The sequence below is a fragment of the Rhodococcus sp. AH-ZY2 genome (genome assembly GCF_030916465.1).
In the GTDB taxonomy this organism is placed as follows: domain Bacteria; phylum Actinomycetota; class Actinomycetes; order Mycobacteriales; family Mycobacteriaceae; genus Rhodococcus; species Rhodococcus ruber.
On the sequence record NZ_CP126458.1, the window covers coordinates 5,120,077 to 5,135,617 of the forward strand.

Here is a 15,541-nt window from a genome sequence, read left to right on the forward strand (position 1 = left end):
CGCGCGCGCAGAAACCCGGATCGGACAGCCCATGACCGCTCTCGTCCCCCCACCCGTCCCCGTCGCCACCCGCCCGATGCCCCCGCGGCGGGGACGCAAGGGCGCCTTCGTCTACAAGGTGGTCACCACCACCGACCCGAAGGTGCTGGGGTTGCTGTACCTGGTGACCTCGTTCGCATTCTTCGCGTTCGGTGGGGTCATGGCGCTGATCATGCGCAGCGAGCTCGCGGTGCCGGGCTTGCAGTTCCTGTCGAACGAGCAGTACAACCAGCTGTTCACCATGCACGGCACGATCATGCTGCTGATGTATGCCACCCCGGTGGTGTTCGGCTTCGCCAACTACATCCTGCCGCTGCAGATCGGTGCTCCGGACGTGGCCTTCCCCCGGCTCAACGCCTTCAGCTACTGGCTGTACCTGTTCGGCTCGCTCATTGCGGTCAGCGGCTTTCTCACCCCCGGTGGGGCCGCGGACTTCGGCTGGACCGCTTACGCGCCGCTGAACTCGGAGCTGCACTCGCCCGGCATGGGCGCGAACCTGTGGATTGTGGGTCTGGCCATCTCCGGTCTGGGCACCATCCTGGGCGCGGTCAACTTCGTGACCACCATCGTGTGCCTGCGCGCACCGGGCATGACGATGTTCCGGATGTCGATCTTCACGTGGAACATTCTGATCACCTCGATCCTGGTGCTGCTGGCGTTCCCGTTGCTGACTGCGGCGCTGTTGGGGCTGCTCTACGACCGGCTGCTCGGCGGCTACATCTTCGACCCCGGCAGCGGTGGGGCGATGCTCTGGCAGCACATGTTCTGGTTCTTCGGCCACCCCGAGGTGTACATCATTGCGCTGCCGTTCTTCGGCATCGTCTCGGAGATCTTCCCGGTGTTCGCCCGCAAGCCGATCTTCGGCTACACCGGCCTGGTCTACGCCACGCTCGGAATTGCCGCCCTGTCGATCGCGGTGTGGGCGCACCACATGTATGCCACCGGCGCGGTGCTGCTGCCGTTCTTCTCGTTCATGACGTTCCTGATCGCGGTGCCCACCGGGGTGAAGATCTTCAACTGGATCGGCACCCTGTGGAAGGGGCAGTTGACGTTCGAATCGCCGATGCTGTTCTCCGTCGGCTTTCTGGTCACCTTCCTCTTCGGTGGGCTGTCCGGTGTCATCCTGGCCTCCCCGCCGCTGGACTTCCAGCTCACCGACTCGTACTTCGTGGTCGCCCACTTTCACTACGTGGTCTTCGGGACCGTGGTCTTCGCCACCTACGCCGGCATCTACTTCTGGTTCCCGAAGATGACCGGGCGCATGCTCGACGAGCGCCTGGGCAAGTGGCACTTCTGGCTGACCTTCATCGGCTTCCACGCCACGTTCCTGGTCCAGCACTGGCTCGGCAACGAGGGCATGCCGCGCCGCTACGCCGACTATCTGCCCGACGACGGGTTCACCACCTTGAACGTCGTCTCGACGATCGGGTCGTTCGTGCTCGGTGCCTCGGTGCTGCCGTTCGTGTGGAACATCTTCAAGAGCTACCGGTACGGGCAGGTGGTGACCGTGGACGATCCGTGGGGCTACGGCAACTCCCTCGAGTGGGCCACCACGTGCCCGCCACCGCGGCACAATTTCACCGAGCTGCCGCAGATCCGCTCCGAGCGCCCGGCGTTCGAACTGCACTACCCGCACATGGTGACGCGACTGCGCACCGAAGCCCATGTCGGACCGGGACACCGGCACGCCGAGGAGCTGCCCGCCGCCTCGCGGACCGGGTCCGCGCCCGAGGCGCCCACCGATCCGTCCACCCGGTGATCGTCACCGCCGTCGAAGGAGGACGAAGATGTACTCTCGCACCCCGGCGGTCGCCGTGCCGGCCACACCCCACGCCACCGCGCTGCTGACCGACTGGCTGATCCGGGATCTGGCCCCACTCGTGCTCACCCATGCCGGGCTGCCCGATCCGCAGCGGCTGTACCGGCTGCCGCCGATCACCGCCGCGCACATCGCCCGTCCGGGCAAGCTGCGCCGCCACGTGCGTGCGCTCGAGCAGGTTCTTGCGCAGGTCGAGGTGCATCTGCGGACGGGTCTGCGCCGTCGGCCGCCGACGCCGTTGACGACCGACTCCGCGCCCGCCGTGCCGGGGGAGGTGCTCGAGGTGACCGGGCTGCTGGCCGGGGCCGTGGCCGAACTCGGCAGCCCGGCCGCGGCCCTGGCCAACCGCACGGTGCTCACCGCGGCCGGGGTGATCGCGGCCGGGGCGGGCACGGCCGAGGCGTTCGACAGCTGGTCGACGACGGCGTGGTCGTACTGCACCGTCGTCTCGCAGGTGTGGCAGGACGAACCGCGGGCCCGGATGTTCGTCGACCCGCGATGACGCCCCTGCCCGGTATCGCCTCGCCTACCGGGGGCGGGAATACCGGGCGGCCCCGGCGTTGTCGGATCCCGAACCGGATGAAGGAGGCGCGATGACCGAGCCGTCGCACGAGCCGACCGCAGGTCCCGACCCGGTCGAGCGCCGTCAGGAGCTGGCGGCCGCCGAACGGCAGGCGGCCGCGGAGATCGAGCCGGGAATGCGGGCGGTGGTGGTCGCCGCAGCCGTGGTGGTGCTGACCCTCTCGTTCGCCCTGCCGCACAGCGGCGACGCCAACGGCTGGCAGATGCTGGCCGGATCCGAGCAGGCGGTGGCCGAGACGATCACCCTGCCCTCGCGGATCTTCCTGACCCTGGCCGCGGTGTTCGGGATCGTGGTGTCGATGCTCGCTCTGGTGACCCGACGGTGGGTGCTGGCCTGGGTTGCGTCCGCGGGCTGCGCCCTGGCGGTGGTGTTCGCAGTGCTGGCGGTGTGGTCACGGCAGACCCTCGAGCCGGCCGCCGGGGGATCCGGCCCGGGCGCCGGACTGTTCCTGGGCTGGGCGGCGGTCCTGGTGCTCGCCTTCCACTGGCTCAAGGTGGTCTGGGCCCGTTCGTCCCGGATGCTCGAGGCCGAGGCCGCCCGCCGCGACGCCGAAACCCACCTGCCCGAGCAGTTCCACTACCGGCTCGACCCGCCTCGCCGCGCCGCGCAGGATCCGCCCGCCGACCCCTAGGGGCATTCGGGCGGTTCGCGCGCGCCAACGAGGGGTGCGGGCACGAGCTGGCCTCGGCGAACGCCGGGGTCAGAGCAGGGTCCGCCAGTAGGGCCAGAACGCCTCGGTGATCAAAGCGAGCACGGTGAGCACCCACATGGTGGGGGGCACCGCGTGGTGACGGCGCAGCAGCGGCCGCCACCGTCCCGGCCGAGCCGGATCTGCCGTTTCCCGCTGTAGCAGGCAGTACCACCAGGCGAGCACGGTCACCAGCCACACCAGCGTGCAGTAGGGGCACAGCGCCCCGATCCGGTACAGGCTCTGGAAGATCAGCCAATGCACGAACACCACCGCGGCGGTCAGTCCGATGAACACTGCGTCCCAGTACCACCCCGTCGGCACGGCCCCGGCCAACAGGACCACGCCGGTGGTCGCCAGCACCGAAAATCCGGCGATCCCGAGCAGGGGATTGGGGAAACCGAACAGCTCCGCCTGCCAGGACGTCATGATCGACCCGCAGCTGATGACCGGATTGATGCTGCACGAGGGCCGGTAGGACGGGTCGGCGAGCAGGGCAATCTTTTCCACCGTCAGAATCAACGCCGCCGCCAACCCGAGTCCACCGCAGACGGTCAGGAGCCAGGCCAGGTGCTCTCGCTCTGCGGCCGAGCCGTCCGGCGCCGGGTCGGCGATGTCGACCCCTTGCGACGACGGGCTCTGCGATGACGTCGGGCTCACTGGGCGAGCGCTGCGTCGATACGGGCGCGCAACTCCTCGTAGCTGGGCATTACCGGCAGCTCGACGCCGTTGAGGAACAGCGTCGGGGTGCCCTGAACACCCAGGGCCAGACCGGCGTCGAAATCTCGGTCGATGCGGGCGGCCACGGCCGGATCGGTGACATCGCGGTCGAATCGGGCCATGTCCAGTCCCAGCTCCTGGGCGAACTGCCGGAACACCGCTTCCTGCGGCTGGTCCGATTCGCCCCACTGCGCCTGGGTGTCGTACATGCGCCGGTACATCGGTTCGAGGTGGCCTTGGCGGGCGGCGGCCTCGACCACGCGGGCGGCGAGATGGCTGTTGGTGTGGCTGGGAATGGGGAAGTAGCGGATGCCGAGGTCGATCCGTCCGGCGTACTCGGCGCGGATGCGTTCGATCACCGGGTACAGCACCCGGCAGGACTCACATTCGAAGTCGAGGAATTCGACCAGTTGGACCTTGCCGTCGGCGGCGGTGGTCAAGGTGCGGATCTCCTCGGTCCATACCGGCGTGACGGCAGGTCCGGCGCCGCCACGTTCGGCGGCGGGGGTGCGGTTGGTATAGAGCAGCACCGTCAGCAGCACCACGAACAGCGCCACCAGGGCGGCGCTGACCTTCACGTTGGTCGTCAGTTTCATGTCTTCGTCCGTCCCCGAGTCATCCTGGGCGGCCGGCACCGGCACCGACCAACCGTAAAACTACGTCACATAGTAGATGCGGTAGGGTAGGCGCCGGGCAGCGCCCGCAGGTGCGCCCGCCGACAACCCACACACCCCGCGCGGCTTGCAGCCAGCTGGGCGCGGGGCGGAGGAGGAGTGCGCTTATGAGAAATCTTGTCGCCGTCGTGGCCGTCGCCGTGTCGATGCTGCTGCTCGGCGCCGGCCCGGTTCAAGCCCACAGTGCCCTGATCGGCTCGACCCCGGCCGCCGACGCGGTCCTCGAGGCCTCCCCGGACCGGATCGAGCTGCAGTTCAACCAGCCGATCAACGCCTCGTTCGCCACGGTGACCGTCACCGACGAGGACGGGACGCAGCGCGGCGGTTCCCGGGTCGACGTCACCGGGGACGGGGTGCAGGTGGCGGTCCTGGAACCGCTGACCCCCGGTGGCTACACCGTCGGCTACCGGGTCGTCTCGGCCGACGGTCATCCCATCACCGGCTCGTACACGTTCACCGTCACAGCAGCAGCGGCGGCCGCCGCGGTCCCGTCGGCGGCGACCTCGCCGGCGCCGTCCGCGACCGCAGCCGGTGAAGCGTCGTCGGCTGCGGTCGACGACGTGCGGCCCGGCCCCTCGAGCCTGTGGCTCCTGCTCGGCGGTGTGGTCGCGGTGCTGGCCATCGCGGGTCTGACCTGGGCGGCGCTGCGTGCCTTCCGCAAGGGTTGAACAGGCGGCGCACCACGCACCGGGCGGTCGATGATGGGCGACTGGATGCGACTGCCGACGGCTCCACCGTCGCTGGGAACGCTGTTGGCGTGGGATCCGCCCCCGCTGCCGGTGCTGCCGCTCACTGCGGCGGTGCTGGCCGCCTGGTACTGCTGGGCGCGTTGGCGGCTGCACCGGTGTGGGCGCAGGTGGCCGACGGTGCGCACGGTTGCATTCCTGACAGGGTGCGCGCTACTGGGCATCACCACTGGTCTGGGGATGGAGAGGTACGGGTTCGCGCTCTTCAGTGTGTGGATGTTCCAGCATCTGACCCTGTCGATGGCGGTGCCGCCGCTGTTGGTGCTCGGCGCCCCGGGTCTGATGCTGCTGCGCAGCACCCCCCACCACGGGCCCGCAAGGGTGATCCCGGCCGCAGCGTTGGCGGCGCTGCGTAGCCGTGGGGCCCGCTGGTTGCTCAGCCCGGGGGTGACGATTCCGCTGTTTCTGGTGAGTTACTACGGGATCTATCTGTCCCCGCTGTTCGACGCCGTCGCGGGCACCTGGCTCGGCCACACCGGCCTCGAGGTGTTCTTCCTGGGTACCGGGCTGCTGTTCATCGTGCCGATCCTCTCGGTCGGTCCGCTGCCGGGCCGACCCGGCTACCTGGGGCGGTTCTTCGACCTGTTCGTCGAGATGCCGCTGCACGTGTTCTTCGGAGTGATCTTGATGATGGCCTCGGTACCGCTGGTGGCCACCTTCGCCGCCCCGCCGCCGGACTGGGGGATCGATCCGCTCGACGATCAGCAGTGGGCCGGAGCGCTGGCCTGGTCCTACGGCGAACCAATCGCGCTGGCGGTGGTGGTGCTCTTCGCGATGCGCTGGTACCGCCACGAGCGGCGTACCGCGGCGGTGCGCGAGCGCCACGGCGCGGTGCAGGCGGAGCAGGACCTGGCCGCCTACAACACTTATCTGCGTTCCCTGCCACGCTGAGCCGGCGGGACGACCCCGGCCGGACCTCGGCCCCGCTTGAAGTTTCGGCCGCCCTGAATTTTAATTCAGGGAAGTCGATCGGGGAGGCGGATGGTGCTGATCCAGTACTCGGAGGGGCGCACGGGGCGGTGGCGTCGATGGGCGCTGCTGGGTCCGGCGTTCGTCGCCTCGATCGCCTATGTCGATCCGGGCAACGTGGCTTCCAACGTCAGCGCCGGCGCGCAGTTCGGGTATCTGCTGGTGTGGGTGGTCGTTGCCGCCAACGCCATGGCCGCTCTCGTGCAGTACCTGTCGGCCAAACTCGGGCTGGTCACCGGCATGTCGCTGCCCGAGGCCCTGCGTGAGCGAATGCCCCGATCGATGCGGCTGGCGTACTGGGGACAGGCCGAGCTGGTGGCGATGGCCACGGATCTGGCCGAGGTGATCGGTGGGGCGATCGCGCTAAACCTGCTGTTCGGTCTGCCGCTGCTGAGCGGGGCAGTGCTCACCGGTGTGGTGTCGCTGGTCCTGCTGCTGGTGCAGGACACCCGCGGGCAGCGTAGTTTCGAGCGAGTGATCACCGGCTTGTTGCTGCTGATCGCGTTCGGTTTCGTCACCAGCGTCGTCGTCGCCCCGCCCCCGGGCCAGGCGGTAACCGACGGGCTGGTACCCCGATTCGACGGCGCCGAGTCGATCCTGCTCGCCGCGGCGATGCTCGGCGCCACGGTGATGCCGCATGCGGTGTATCTGCACTCCGGTCTGGCCCGGGATCGGCACGGCCATGCCACGGCCGGACCCCGACGCACGATGCTGCTCAAGATCACCCGGTGGGATGTCGGGTTGGCCATGATGCTGGCGGGAACGGTGAACCTGGCCATGTTGCTCATGGCGGCGACCACCCTGCAGGGCCGGGAGGGGGTCGATTCGATCGACGGGGCGCATACCGCGGTGGGCCAGGAACTCGGCCCGACAGTGGCGTTGCTGTTCGCCCTGGGGCTGTTGGCCTCCGGGTTCGCCTCCACCTCGGTCGGTGCCTACGCCGGGGCGTTGATCATGGACGGGCTGCTGCGGCGCCGGATCCCGCTGCTGGCGCGGCGGCTGATCACCCTGGTGCCGGCGCTGGCCGTGGTCGCGCTCGGCACCGATCCGAGTCGGGCGCTGGTGCTCTCGCAGGTGGTGCTCTCGTTCGGCATCCCGTTCGCGCTGATCCCCCTGGTGCGGCTGACCAGCGATCGGGCGCTGATGGGCACCGACGCCAACCATCGTGTCACCGCCGCGCTGGCCTGGGCGATCGCCGCAATCATCACCGCACTGAATCTGGTGCTGATCTACCTGACGGTGCGGCCCTGACGCACGGACACCCGGCCGCCGTCACCGCCGGTGCCCGCGCCGGGTGTCGACCACGACGATCTCGTCGTGGACACGGCGGCGCAGCCCGCGCAGTGCCACCATCGCCACCGCCATACCGGCGAGCAGACCCACGACCAGGGCCCAGGACTGCGAGACCGCGAGACCGAACAGGCGCACCCCCAGAACGGCGGCGCCGGCACATGTGGCGACGACGGCCAGGCGGGCGAGGGTGTAGACCACGACCAGTCGGGTCAGTCGCATCGGCGACGGCTCCTTCGTGCGCATCAGGCATCTCTCGGCGGGAAAGGCGGGCCCGGCTGCTCGTCCGGAGTCGTTGGCGTGGATCCGCTCGGCACCGCAGGGTCAGGGTCAGTTCATCGGCAGGGGCGTGGCGCCCCGGGCGGCCAGCAGCTGCGTCATGGTCGCCGCCTCGGCTTCCTGCGTCTCGGTGATCTGTTGCGCCAGCGCGGCCACTGCCGCCTCGGAGGCGGTGGCCGCGGCATGACGGGCCATCGGCAGACCGCCCTGGTGGTGGCGCAGCAGCAATTGCAGGTACAGCGTGTCGAAGGCGGGACCGGTGGTGCGGCGCAGGGCGTCGAGTTCGGCGGTGGTGGCCATGCCGGGCATCGGAGACCCCACGGGAGTGGGTGCGGGGGACATCGTGGCGTGCCCGTCCATCCCCGGCATCGATTCGGACGTGCCGGTGGGGCTGCGCATCCAGCGCATCGGCTCCCCGGTGGGCAGCTGCGACCGGTTCCACAGCGTCAGCCATCCCTGCATGGTGCCCAGCTGGCTCTGCTGGGTGGTAATCACATCGTAGGCCAGGGTGCGCACCGCCGGGTCGGCGGAGTTGGTCAACGCCATCGCCGACATCTCCACGGCCTGGCTGTGATGGATCGACATGTCCTGGGCGAAGCCCACGTCGATCGAGTCCTCGCCGGGTGGGGCGGGTGTGCTCGTGACCAGCAGGGTACCGCCGATGCCCAGCACCAGCCCACCGAGCAGTGTCAGCACCGCCACCGCCGCCGGGACCCGCCGACGGCGGCGTCCGTGGGAAGCCGACTCGGCGGCGGACTCGGCACCAAGGTCGCGCTCAATGGTCATCGGGGCTCCGTGGGCATCGGCGCGGCGGGCGCGGACTGCGGATCGGCGGTTATCGGCACCGCATCCGGTCCCGGCGGCGCGGGGTCGAACGGCGGCGGTGCGCTCGGATCGAACCCGCCCGGCACGGTCGAACACGTCGCCCCCGCCTCGGGGTGGGTGTTGGGGTTGCGGCGCAGCGCAGCGACGAACTGACCGAGCCGGTCGTCCTGGGCGGCGTCGAGGGCGAGCCGATGGCCCCACGACTGCACCGAGATCGGCGAGGGCAGACCCGGATACGGCGAGAGCAGCATGTAGGGCTGGCCGTCGACCCGCGCGGCCAACGCCGCTACCTCGTCTCCAACCACCTTGGCGGGATCGTAGGTGATCCACACCGCGCCGTGTTCGAGCGAGTGCACCGCGTTCTCGCTGCGGATCGGCGCGGGATAGACCGTGCCGGTGCAGGTGGCCCAGTACTGGTCGTGCGGGCCTCCCATCGGCGGAATCCGGTCGTAGGCCACTCGCTGCGGAGCCTGCACGTGTGTGCCTGCCGGGTAGTCGACCTTCTCCACCCCGGCGATCGCGGTGGACGGATCGGGGTTGTCCGCGCTCGGGACGTATTTCTGTGTCTCGGCCCGGTCGGCGACTTTCGGGGCCAGATTGTAGGCGATCAACCCGATCAAGGCCACGATCGCCATGCCAGCACCGATCATCGCCCACGGCACGCGCCGCGAACCGGACAGGGTGACCGGGGAGGGTTTCTTCCGTGTCCGCTTGCTTCGGGGTGCTTTGCCTGCGCCGTCCGCCACGGGACCCACCTTTCTCACCGACTTTGTGGTGCTGTTACCGCGATACGCCGGCAGCACCGTCCCCCAGTAAATACTATGAATCTTAGTTTTTTATGAGTGTGTCGACGGTTCGGGTGTCGAGCGTGGTGGTATAGGAGTGTATGTGCTCTGGTCAGGCCTTCGACAGGGCGGTCCGGGGGACGCCGCGCTGGGCGAGCCACTGGGTCGGGTCGATCTTGGTCCCGGAGGCGTTGGTGGTTTCGAAGTGCAGGTGGGGGCCGGTGGATTGGCCCCGGTTGCCGACGGTGGCGATCTGCTCGCCGGCCTGTACGCGCTGGCCGACGGTGACCAGAGTTTCGTTGATGTGTCCGTAGGTGCTGGTCGAGCCATCGTCGTGCCGGATCTGCACCCACAGCCCGAACCCGGAGGCCGGGCCGGAGTCGATCACCGTGCCGGTCGCGGCGGCATAGATCGGGGTGCCGATGCTGTTGGCGATGTCCAGGCCGGCGTGGGTGGCGCCCCATCGGGGGCCGAAGGACGAGGTCAAGGTGCCCGAGACCGGTGCGACCGCCAACGGTGAGGGTGTCGCGATCGAGAGGGGAACGGCCGGTGTGGCAGGTACGGCCGGGGCCGTGACAGCCGGGGGAGGAGCGGGAGACGGGGCGATCGCCGGCGGGACGGCGGGAACCGTCGACAGTCCCTCGGGCAGCCCCGGTGCCGCGGCGAGCTGGTCGAGCACCGCATCGACCTCGGGCAGGGTCGCCAGCACGGCGACCTCCGGCGGCAGTGCGACGGGTGCGGGAGCGACGGCAGGCTGGGCCGCCGCCACGCTGGGGGCTGCGATCTGCGCTCCGGCGGTCACCAGGGCGCCGGTGGCCACCGCCGACGCCCACCTCGCGGGGCGCCCGCTGCCGGTCGGCTCCGCTCGATGCCGACCCCCGCCGCGGCCCGTGGATGCCGCCCTAAAGATCACGCCGGCATCACGGTCCTGCCGGTCTCGGCGGGAAGGGGTGCTGCGGTGTCGTGCCACGTCCTTAGCTCCTGACATGCGGTTTCGAGGTTGACCCGGTCCACCCGGCTCGGTGAAGATAACGAAACGATATACGAGATAGCAACGAAAAACTACCTTGGTTAGTATTTCGGTTCAAGACCGCCGTTGAACCTCGATCGATATCGCCGGACGCCCCGTGCCCGACCCTCTCGCCAGGACGTGTCGCGTTGATCCCTTGAATCCACACCGCACTCACGTGTCTGTATCTGGCCACCCGGGCTCCGGACCGGCAAGGGACGCGCATGATGGACATGGGGTGGAAAGGAGCCCTGAATGCCTTCGCCATCGCTTTCGAAGGACGCATCACTCCGAACAGCAACTAATCCCATGCGTCAGAGCTAGATCCCCCGATTTCCTGACAGACTCGAGGGCACCCGGATGTGGAAGAGGCTGTTGACGGGGTTGGCTACGGCGGCGTTCATGGCCGGTTTCGTTGCCCTCGCGGTGGAGTGGCCATTTGCGGGGTGGTTGTTCGTGGTGTCGCTCGTCGCGGGTGGGGTCCCTGTCGCACTGGCGGCGCTGAGGGATCTGTCACGACGCAAGATCACGATCAATCTGCTGGTGACCGTCGCGGCGGTCGGGGCGCTGTATCTGGGGCAGATCATCGAGGCGGCCGCGGTGATGTTCTTCTTCGCGCTGGCCGAGGCCTTCGAGGTGTTCGGTGAAGCACGCTCACGCAAGGCTGTGTCCGCTCTGCTTGACCGCACACCCGAGACCGCCCAGCTGCAGGAGGGCGGTGAGATGCCGATCGATCGGGTGCGGCCCGGCACTGTGGTGGTTATCCGTCCTGGTGACACCATCGGACTCGATGGGGTCGTGGTCGCCGGGCAGTCGTCCGTGGATGAGGCCGCCATCACCGGTGAAAGCGTGCCGAAGGAGAAGTTCCCCGGTGAGACGGTGTTTGCGGGCACGTTGAATCAGAACGGCTATCTGGAGGTCGAGGTCACCCACGAAGCCGGCAGCAGCGTTCTGGCGAGGATCATCACCCTGGTCGAGCAGGCCCAGAAATCGCGGCCGCCGATGCAGGATTTCCTGGACCGGTTCGCAAGCTACTACATTCCCGCGGCCGTGGGTGCGGCGGTGCTGATCGCGGTGGTGCCGCCGCTGGTAGGGGGCCAGCCGTTCGGCGCATGGGTCACGCGTGCACTGATCCTGCTGGTGCTGGCCTGCCCGGACGCCCTGGTCGTCTCGGCGCCGGTCGCGGTGGCCGCGGCGATCGGTGGTGCGTCGAAGAAGGGGCTGCTGATCAAGGGTGGCCGTTATCTGGAAGTGCTGAGCAAGGTCGGAGTCTTCGCGTTCGACAAAACCGGCCTCGGGGAACAATGGAACAGCCGTTGGCGCTAAGGACTTGATCTTGGGCGAGGCCGGTCACGTCCGGGCCATCCAACGCAGGTAGATCGGGGGAACATCGGTACAGCGGTTAACGCCAAGCCGGTGATCTTGGTCCGGGGCTGACGGGTCGCCTGGCCGTGCTCGGAGCGTCCCGAAGGGAATCCGCCCAGGTGGTGTGGATGATGAGGCATGGCGTGCGACGAGGACCGTGGCTGGGCTGAGACCACCATCGCTGGGCTGCACGTTCGTGGTGACCGCGTCACCGGGATGCGGCTGCTGGGCTGGGAAGGTGTCCTGCCGCTCTCGGTGGTCAGGACGGTCGTGTCTGCCGACAGGGAAGGCCTTTCGACCTCCCCAGGTGCCATGGCCTTTCCCCGGTCGGCTCCGGATGGCTACCCGCTCGCTCCGGTCTCACGCCGTCATAGCTGACGGCCGGCGGCGTCTCCGCCGGGGTCGTCGGCCAGCACGATCGCGGTGGTGATCCGCTTGCCCACGGGTTCGCGGTGGATGGCGAAGCTCTGGCCGACGGCCATCACGATCTCCAGCCCATGCTGACCGATGCGGGTCGGGTCGGGCGCGAGGATCGCGGGCGGGGTGGGGTTGCTGTCCCAGACGGTCACCTCGATGGCGCCGCCGTTGATCTCCAGAGTGAGCAGGCAGGGGCCGGGCGCGTACTTGCGGGCGTTGGTGACCAGCTCGCTGACCACGAGCTGCACCATGCCCATCGCCCGTGCGGACACCGGCAGCCCGTGTACGGCCTGCACATCGGTGAGGAATCCACGGGCGAGGTCGCGGGCGACGGCGATGTCCTCGCTGCCCTCGAACGCGCCGGAGACCGAGATGACGTCCCCCAGCAGCGAGGGCCTGTCCTCGCCGTCTGCTGTCTGTTCCATGCCGCCCCGCCCCCCCCGTACTCAAACGCGCTGCGGCCCGTTTACCCCCGAACCTTCACATCAGGCGTGCGCGGGCTGGCCTGGGTGTCCCCGGGCGTGTCTGTCTCGTCGTCCTCGGTGCCGTCGGGCCAGCGGCCGAACGGCCCGGCCTGGCCGGGGCCTTGGGCGCCGAGTACGCCGGGCCCCTTCGTGCGGTGCGGCGTGCGGATCACGCGCCCTCCCCTTCGCGTCGGGCCTGCGCCAGCAGCGCCGCCACGACGTCGTCCGTCTGTTCCTCGCTCTGTTCAACGAGCGTGTCCAGCACGCCGTCGCCTTCGAGGACCTGCCGGGTGAGCCGTTCCATCAGCTCGGGGTCGGTGCCGCTGCCGGGGCCGGTGAGGTCCACCCGCATCGGGCGGCGCGGGGCGATGATCTCCGGCCCGGCCGGTTGGCCGGTCTCCTCGGCGTCGGCGAGCGCGCGGTAGACGGAGGCGACGGAGGGGTGCTGTCCGGCGTTCTTCCCGGTCTTGATGGTCAGCTTCTTGGCGATCTCGGGGACGGGCACGCCCTTGTCCTTGAGCGCGCGGGCGAACAGCAGCATGTCGTCGTCGATGACCTTCGGCCGTCCGCCGTGGTTGCCCTTGGTCGCGGCGGCGACCTGGCCTTCCAGGGTCTTCTCCCGGATGTAGTTGCGGTCGAGCTGGGCAGCGACGGCGAGGACGGCGAAGAACATGGCGCCCATGCCGTTGGGGTCGTAGATGCCGGTGAGGGGGCCGGTGAGGAGTTCGAGCTGGACGCCGGCCTTCTGGAGCTGGTTGGACAGGGTCATCAGCTCGGCGGCGTTGCGGGCCAGGCGCTTGAGCTCGTGGACGGTGAGGATGACCTCCTGGTCGGGGGCGGCCTCCTTGATGTCGTACGCCAGCTTCAGCGCCGCCTCCAGCTTTGGCCGCGTCTTCACGCGCGTGCTGATCTTCTCGGAGAAGATCCGCTTGCAGACCGGTTCGAGCGCATCCAGCTGGCTCTGCAACTCCTGCTGCGCGGTCGAGCAGCGCGCGTACCCGATCCGGATCGGCTTGGCCGCCGCGGCGGCCGGCAGAGCCTCGGCGGGCGGACCGGGCTTCCACGGCCGTCCCGGGCCGCGGTCCTCGGGCACGAGGACGTCGAGTTCCTCGCGGAGCGCGGGCACGAGGATGAAGCGGGCCGTGTGGTACTTCGTCGCGGTCTTCCCGCCGCGCGTGCGGCAGGCACTGCCCGCCGGGGCTTCACACTTCGGACAGTCGTTTCGTTCTACCGCGTTTGCGGCTTGATCGGGCGTCAGATCCACCCCGGAAGTCTGTCAGAACTGTCTCGCACAACGTGCGGGTTCTGAGAGGACTTCTGCGAACGGCGACCTGCGGAAACGTGATCCACTTCGGGCCTCTCGCAGAACTCTCGCAACTGTTCATTTATGAGAGACCCCCAGGGTGATCCTGCGCCGGCTGCCCAAGCCGAGCGCGGGCCGTCTCGCTATCGGGTGAGGTCACGGGTGAGGCGTTCGGCGGCTTGGGCGTACGCCTCGTTGTAGGTGGGGAACTGCGCGATGGACTCGGTGAGGGCCTCCAGGGGCAGGCGGTGGCGGATGGCCAGGGCTGCGGTGTGGATCCATTCGCCGGCCTGGGGTGCGATGGCCCAGGCGCCGATGAGGGTGCGGCGGTTGCGGTCGGCGATCAGCCCGAGGGTGCCGGAGGGGTCTTTCTGGTAGGTCCAGGGGCGGGCGATGGCGTCGGCGAGGGCGAGTTCGGTGGTGGCGGTGTCGATTTCTTGGTGGCGGGCCTGTTCGGTGGTGAGGCCGACGGCGGCGATCTCGGGTTCGGTGAAGATGACGCGGGGGACTGCGGTGTAGTCGGCGGGGCGAGGGGTGCCGAGGATGGCGTCGGTGACGATGCGGGCCTGGTACTTGGCGACGTGGGTGAACATCGCTACGCCGGTGACGTCGCCGAGCGCCCACAGTCCATCGGTCAGGCGGCCGTGTGCATCGACGGCGAGTTCACCGCGGGAGCCGGTCTGAACACCGGCATTTTCCAGGCCGAGTCCGCGGGTTCGGGGGGTGCGGCCGGCGCCGAGGACGATGACGTCGGTGCGCACGGTGGTGTTGTCGTCGAGTTCGACGACCGTGTCCGTGCCGTCGCGGCGGGCGGCGCGGGCCTGGGTGTTCAGGCGGATGTCGATGCCGTCCGCAGCCAGGTGCTCGGCGGCGATCTCGCCCAGGCGGGGCTCTTCGCGGCCCAGCAGCAGCGGGCCGCGCTGGACGACGGTGACCTGGGTACCCATGCGGGCGAGGAACTGGCCGAGTTCGGCGGCCACCGCGCTGCCGCCGATGATCAGGGCGCGCTGGGGTATGTCGGTAAGGGTGGTGGCCTCCCGGTTGGTCCACACCGGTACCGTCTCCAGGCCCTCGATGGGGGGCCGGGTGGCTTCGGAGCCGGTGGCAAGGATGATGTGTTCGGCAGTGAGCTGCCGGCCGTCGACGTCGACGTGGCCGGGGCCGGTCAGGCGGGCGGTGCCCTTGATGACCGTGGCGCCCTGCTTGCGGTAGCCGTCGGCCTGGGCGGAATCGTCCAGGTGGCGGATCATGTAGTCGCGGTAGTCGCGTACCTGCGGCCAGTTGAGGGCGGGCCGCTCGAGACCGGCGGTGTGGGTGGCTTCCGCGCGTGCCTCGGTGGGGCGGAGCAGGGTCTTGGAGGGGATGCAGGCCCAGTAGGCGCACTCTCCGCCGATCAGTTCCTGTTCGATGACGGCGACGCGCCGGTCTGCGGCCAGTAGCCGTGAGGCGGCTACCTCCCCGCCCGGCCCCATGCCGATCACAATGGCGTCGAAGTGCTCGCTCATGATCCTCCTCCGATCCGAGCGCCCGGCCCGGGTCTGGGCTGTGGTCCGTACGGTGGCGGCT

At 69.3% G+C, this 15,541-nt stretch carries 16 protein-coding genes; 7 read left to right on the forward strand and 9 right to left on the reverse strand.

The features are described from left to right. Positions 1-31 precede the first annotated feature (31 nt). The 3 genes from ctaD (at position 32) to QNA09_RS24525 (ending at position 3,072) form a co-directional block, all read left to right on the forward strand. Positions 32-1,798: a cytochrome c oxidase subunit I gene (ctaD, locus tag QNA09_RS24515; RefSeq protein WP_308072136.1), complete on the forward strand. Its 1,767-nt coding sequence runs from the start codon at positions 32-34 to the stop codon at positions 1,796-1,798. 28 nt (positions 1,799-1,826) lie between these two features. After that, positions 1,827-2,360, forward strand: a complete 534-nt coding sequence (locus QNA09_RS24520; protein WP_308072137.1) for a hypothetical protein — start codon at positions 1,827-1,829, stop codon at positions 2,358-2,360. 91 nt (positions 2,361-2,451) lie between these two features. Further along, positions 2,452-3,072 (forward strand): hypothetical protein, encoded by a 621-nt coding sequence (locus tag QNA09_RS24525; RefSeq protein WP_006934837.1) that lies wholly within the window; start codon positions 2,452-2,454, stop codon positions 3,070-3,072. Between the two features lie 69 nt (positions 3,073-3,141). On the opposite strand, the gene QNA09_RS24530 is transcribed toward QNA09_RS24525, so the two are convergent. Then, a complete protein-coding gene (locus QNA09_RS24530; protein ID WP_006934835.1) occupies positions 3,142-3,789 on the reverse strand; it encodes a vitamin K epoxide reductase family protein in 648 nt (215 codons plus the stop codon). After that, positions 3,786-4,445: a thioredoxin domain-containing protein gene (locus QNA09_RS24535; protein ID WP_006934833.1), complete on the reverse strand. Its 660-nt coding sequence runs from the start codon at positions 4,443-4,445 to the stop codon at positions 3,786-3,788. The genes QNA09_RS24530 and QNA09_RS24535 overlap by 4 nt, the downstream gene beginning before the upstream one ends. 185 nt (positions 4,446-4,630) lie before the next feature. Between QNA09_RS24535 and QNA09_RS24540 the strand changes: the two genes are divergently transcribed. The 3 genes from QNA09_RS24540 to QNA09_RS24550 all read left to right on the forward strand — a co-directional run bounded on the left by QNA09_RS24540 (position 4,631) and on the right by QNA09_RS24550 (position 7,489). After that, a complete protein-coding gene (locus QNA09_RS24540) occupies positions 4,631-5,191 on the forward strand; it encodes a copper resistance CopC family protein (protein WP_006934832.1) in 561 nt (186 codons plus the stop codon). Between the two features lie 45 nt (positions 5,192-5,236). Next, positions 5,237-6,160, forward strand: a complete 924-nt coding sequence (locus tag QNA09_RS24545) for a cytochrome c oxidase assembly protein (protein ID WP_006934831.1) — start codon at positions 5,237-5,239, stop codon at positions 6,158-6,160. 90 nt (positions 6,161-6,250) lie between these two features. Continuing rightward, positions 6,251-7,489, forward strand: a complete 1,239-nt coding sequence (locus tag QNA09_RS24550) for an Nramp family divalent metal transporter (protein ID WP_006934830.1) — start codon at positions 6,251-6,253, stop codon at positions 7,487-7,489. 21 nt (positions 7,490-7,510) lie between these two features. On the opposite strand, the gene QNA09_RS24555 is transcribed toward QNA09_RS24550, so the two are convergent. The 4 genes from QNA09_RS24555 to QNA09_RS24570 all read right to left on the reverse strand — a co-directional run bounded on the left by QNA09_RS24555 (position 7,511) and on the right by QNA09_RS24570 (position 10,237). Then, a complete protein-coding gene (locus tag QNA09_RS24555) occupies positions 7,511-7,750 on the reverse strand; it encodes a DUF4229 domain-containing protein (protein WP_082061308.1) in 240 nt (79 codons plus the stop codon). 108 nt (positions 7,751-7,858) lie between these two features. Continuing rightward, positions 7,859-8,593, reverse strand: a complete 735-nt coding sequence (locus QNA09_RS24560) for a DUF305 domain-containing protein (RefSeq protein ID WP_006934828.1) — start codon at positions 8,591-8,593, stop codon at positions 7,859-7,861. After that, positions 8,590-9,267, reverse strand: coding sequence for a DUF3105 domain-containing protein (locus QNA09_RS24565; RefSeq protein ID WP_372446895.1), 678 nt, complete (start codon positions 9,265-9,267; stop codon positions 8,590-8,592). Before QNA09_RS24565 ends, QNA09_RS24560 begins: the two co-directional genes overlap by 4 nt. A gap of 262 nt (positions 9,268-9,529) precedes the next feature. Continuing rightward, positions 9,530-10,237 carry a M23 family metallopeptidase gene (locus QNA09_RS24570; RefSeq protein WP_006934825.1) on the reverse strand — a complete coding sequence of 236 codons (708 nt, stop codon included), beginning with the start codon at positions 10,235-10,237 and terminating at the stop codon, positions 9,530-9,532. A gap of 591 nt (positions 10,238-10,828) precedes the next feature. On the opposite strand from QNA09_RS24570, the gene QNA09_RS24575 reads away from it, so the two are divergent. Further along, entirely contained in the window at positions 10,829-11,752 is a 924-nt protein-coding gene (locus QNA09_RS24575) for an HAD-IC family P-type ATPase (RefSeq protein ID WP_048774330.1), read from the forward strand. 407 nt (positions 11,753-12,159) lie between these two features. Here the strand turns inward: QNA09_RS24575 and QNA09_RS24580 are convergent, their stop codons facing one another. The 3 genes from QNA09_RS24580 to QNA09_RS24590 all read right to left on the reverse strand — a co-directional run bounded on the left by QNA09_RS24580 (position 12,160) and on the right by QNA09_RS24590 (position 15,480). Next, positions 12,160-12,633 carry an ATP-binding protein gene (locus QNA09_RS24580; protein WP_006554626.1) on the reverse strand — a complete coding sequence of 158 codons (474 nt, stop codon included), beginning with the start codon at positions 12,631-12,633 and terminating at the stop codon, positions 12,160-12,162. A 208-nt stretch (positions 12,634-12,841) separates the two neighbouring features. Next, positions 12,842-13,936, reverse strand: a complete 1,095-nt coding sequence (locus QNA09_RS24585) for a recombinase family protein (protein WP_006554627.1) — start codon at positions 13,934-13,936, stop codon at positions 12,842-12,844. 182 nt (positions 13,937-14,118) lie between these two features. Continuing rightward, complete coding sequence (locus QNA09_RS24590; RefSeq protein ID WP_006554628.1) at positions 14,119-15,480, reverse strand: NAD(P)/FAD-dependent oxidoreductase; 1,362 nt, start codon at positions 15,478-15,480, stop codon at positions 14,119-14,121. Positions 15,481-15,541 lie beyond the last annotated feature (61 nt).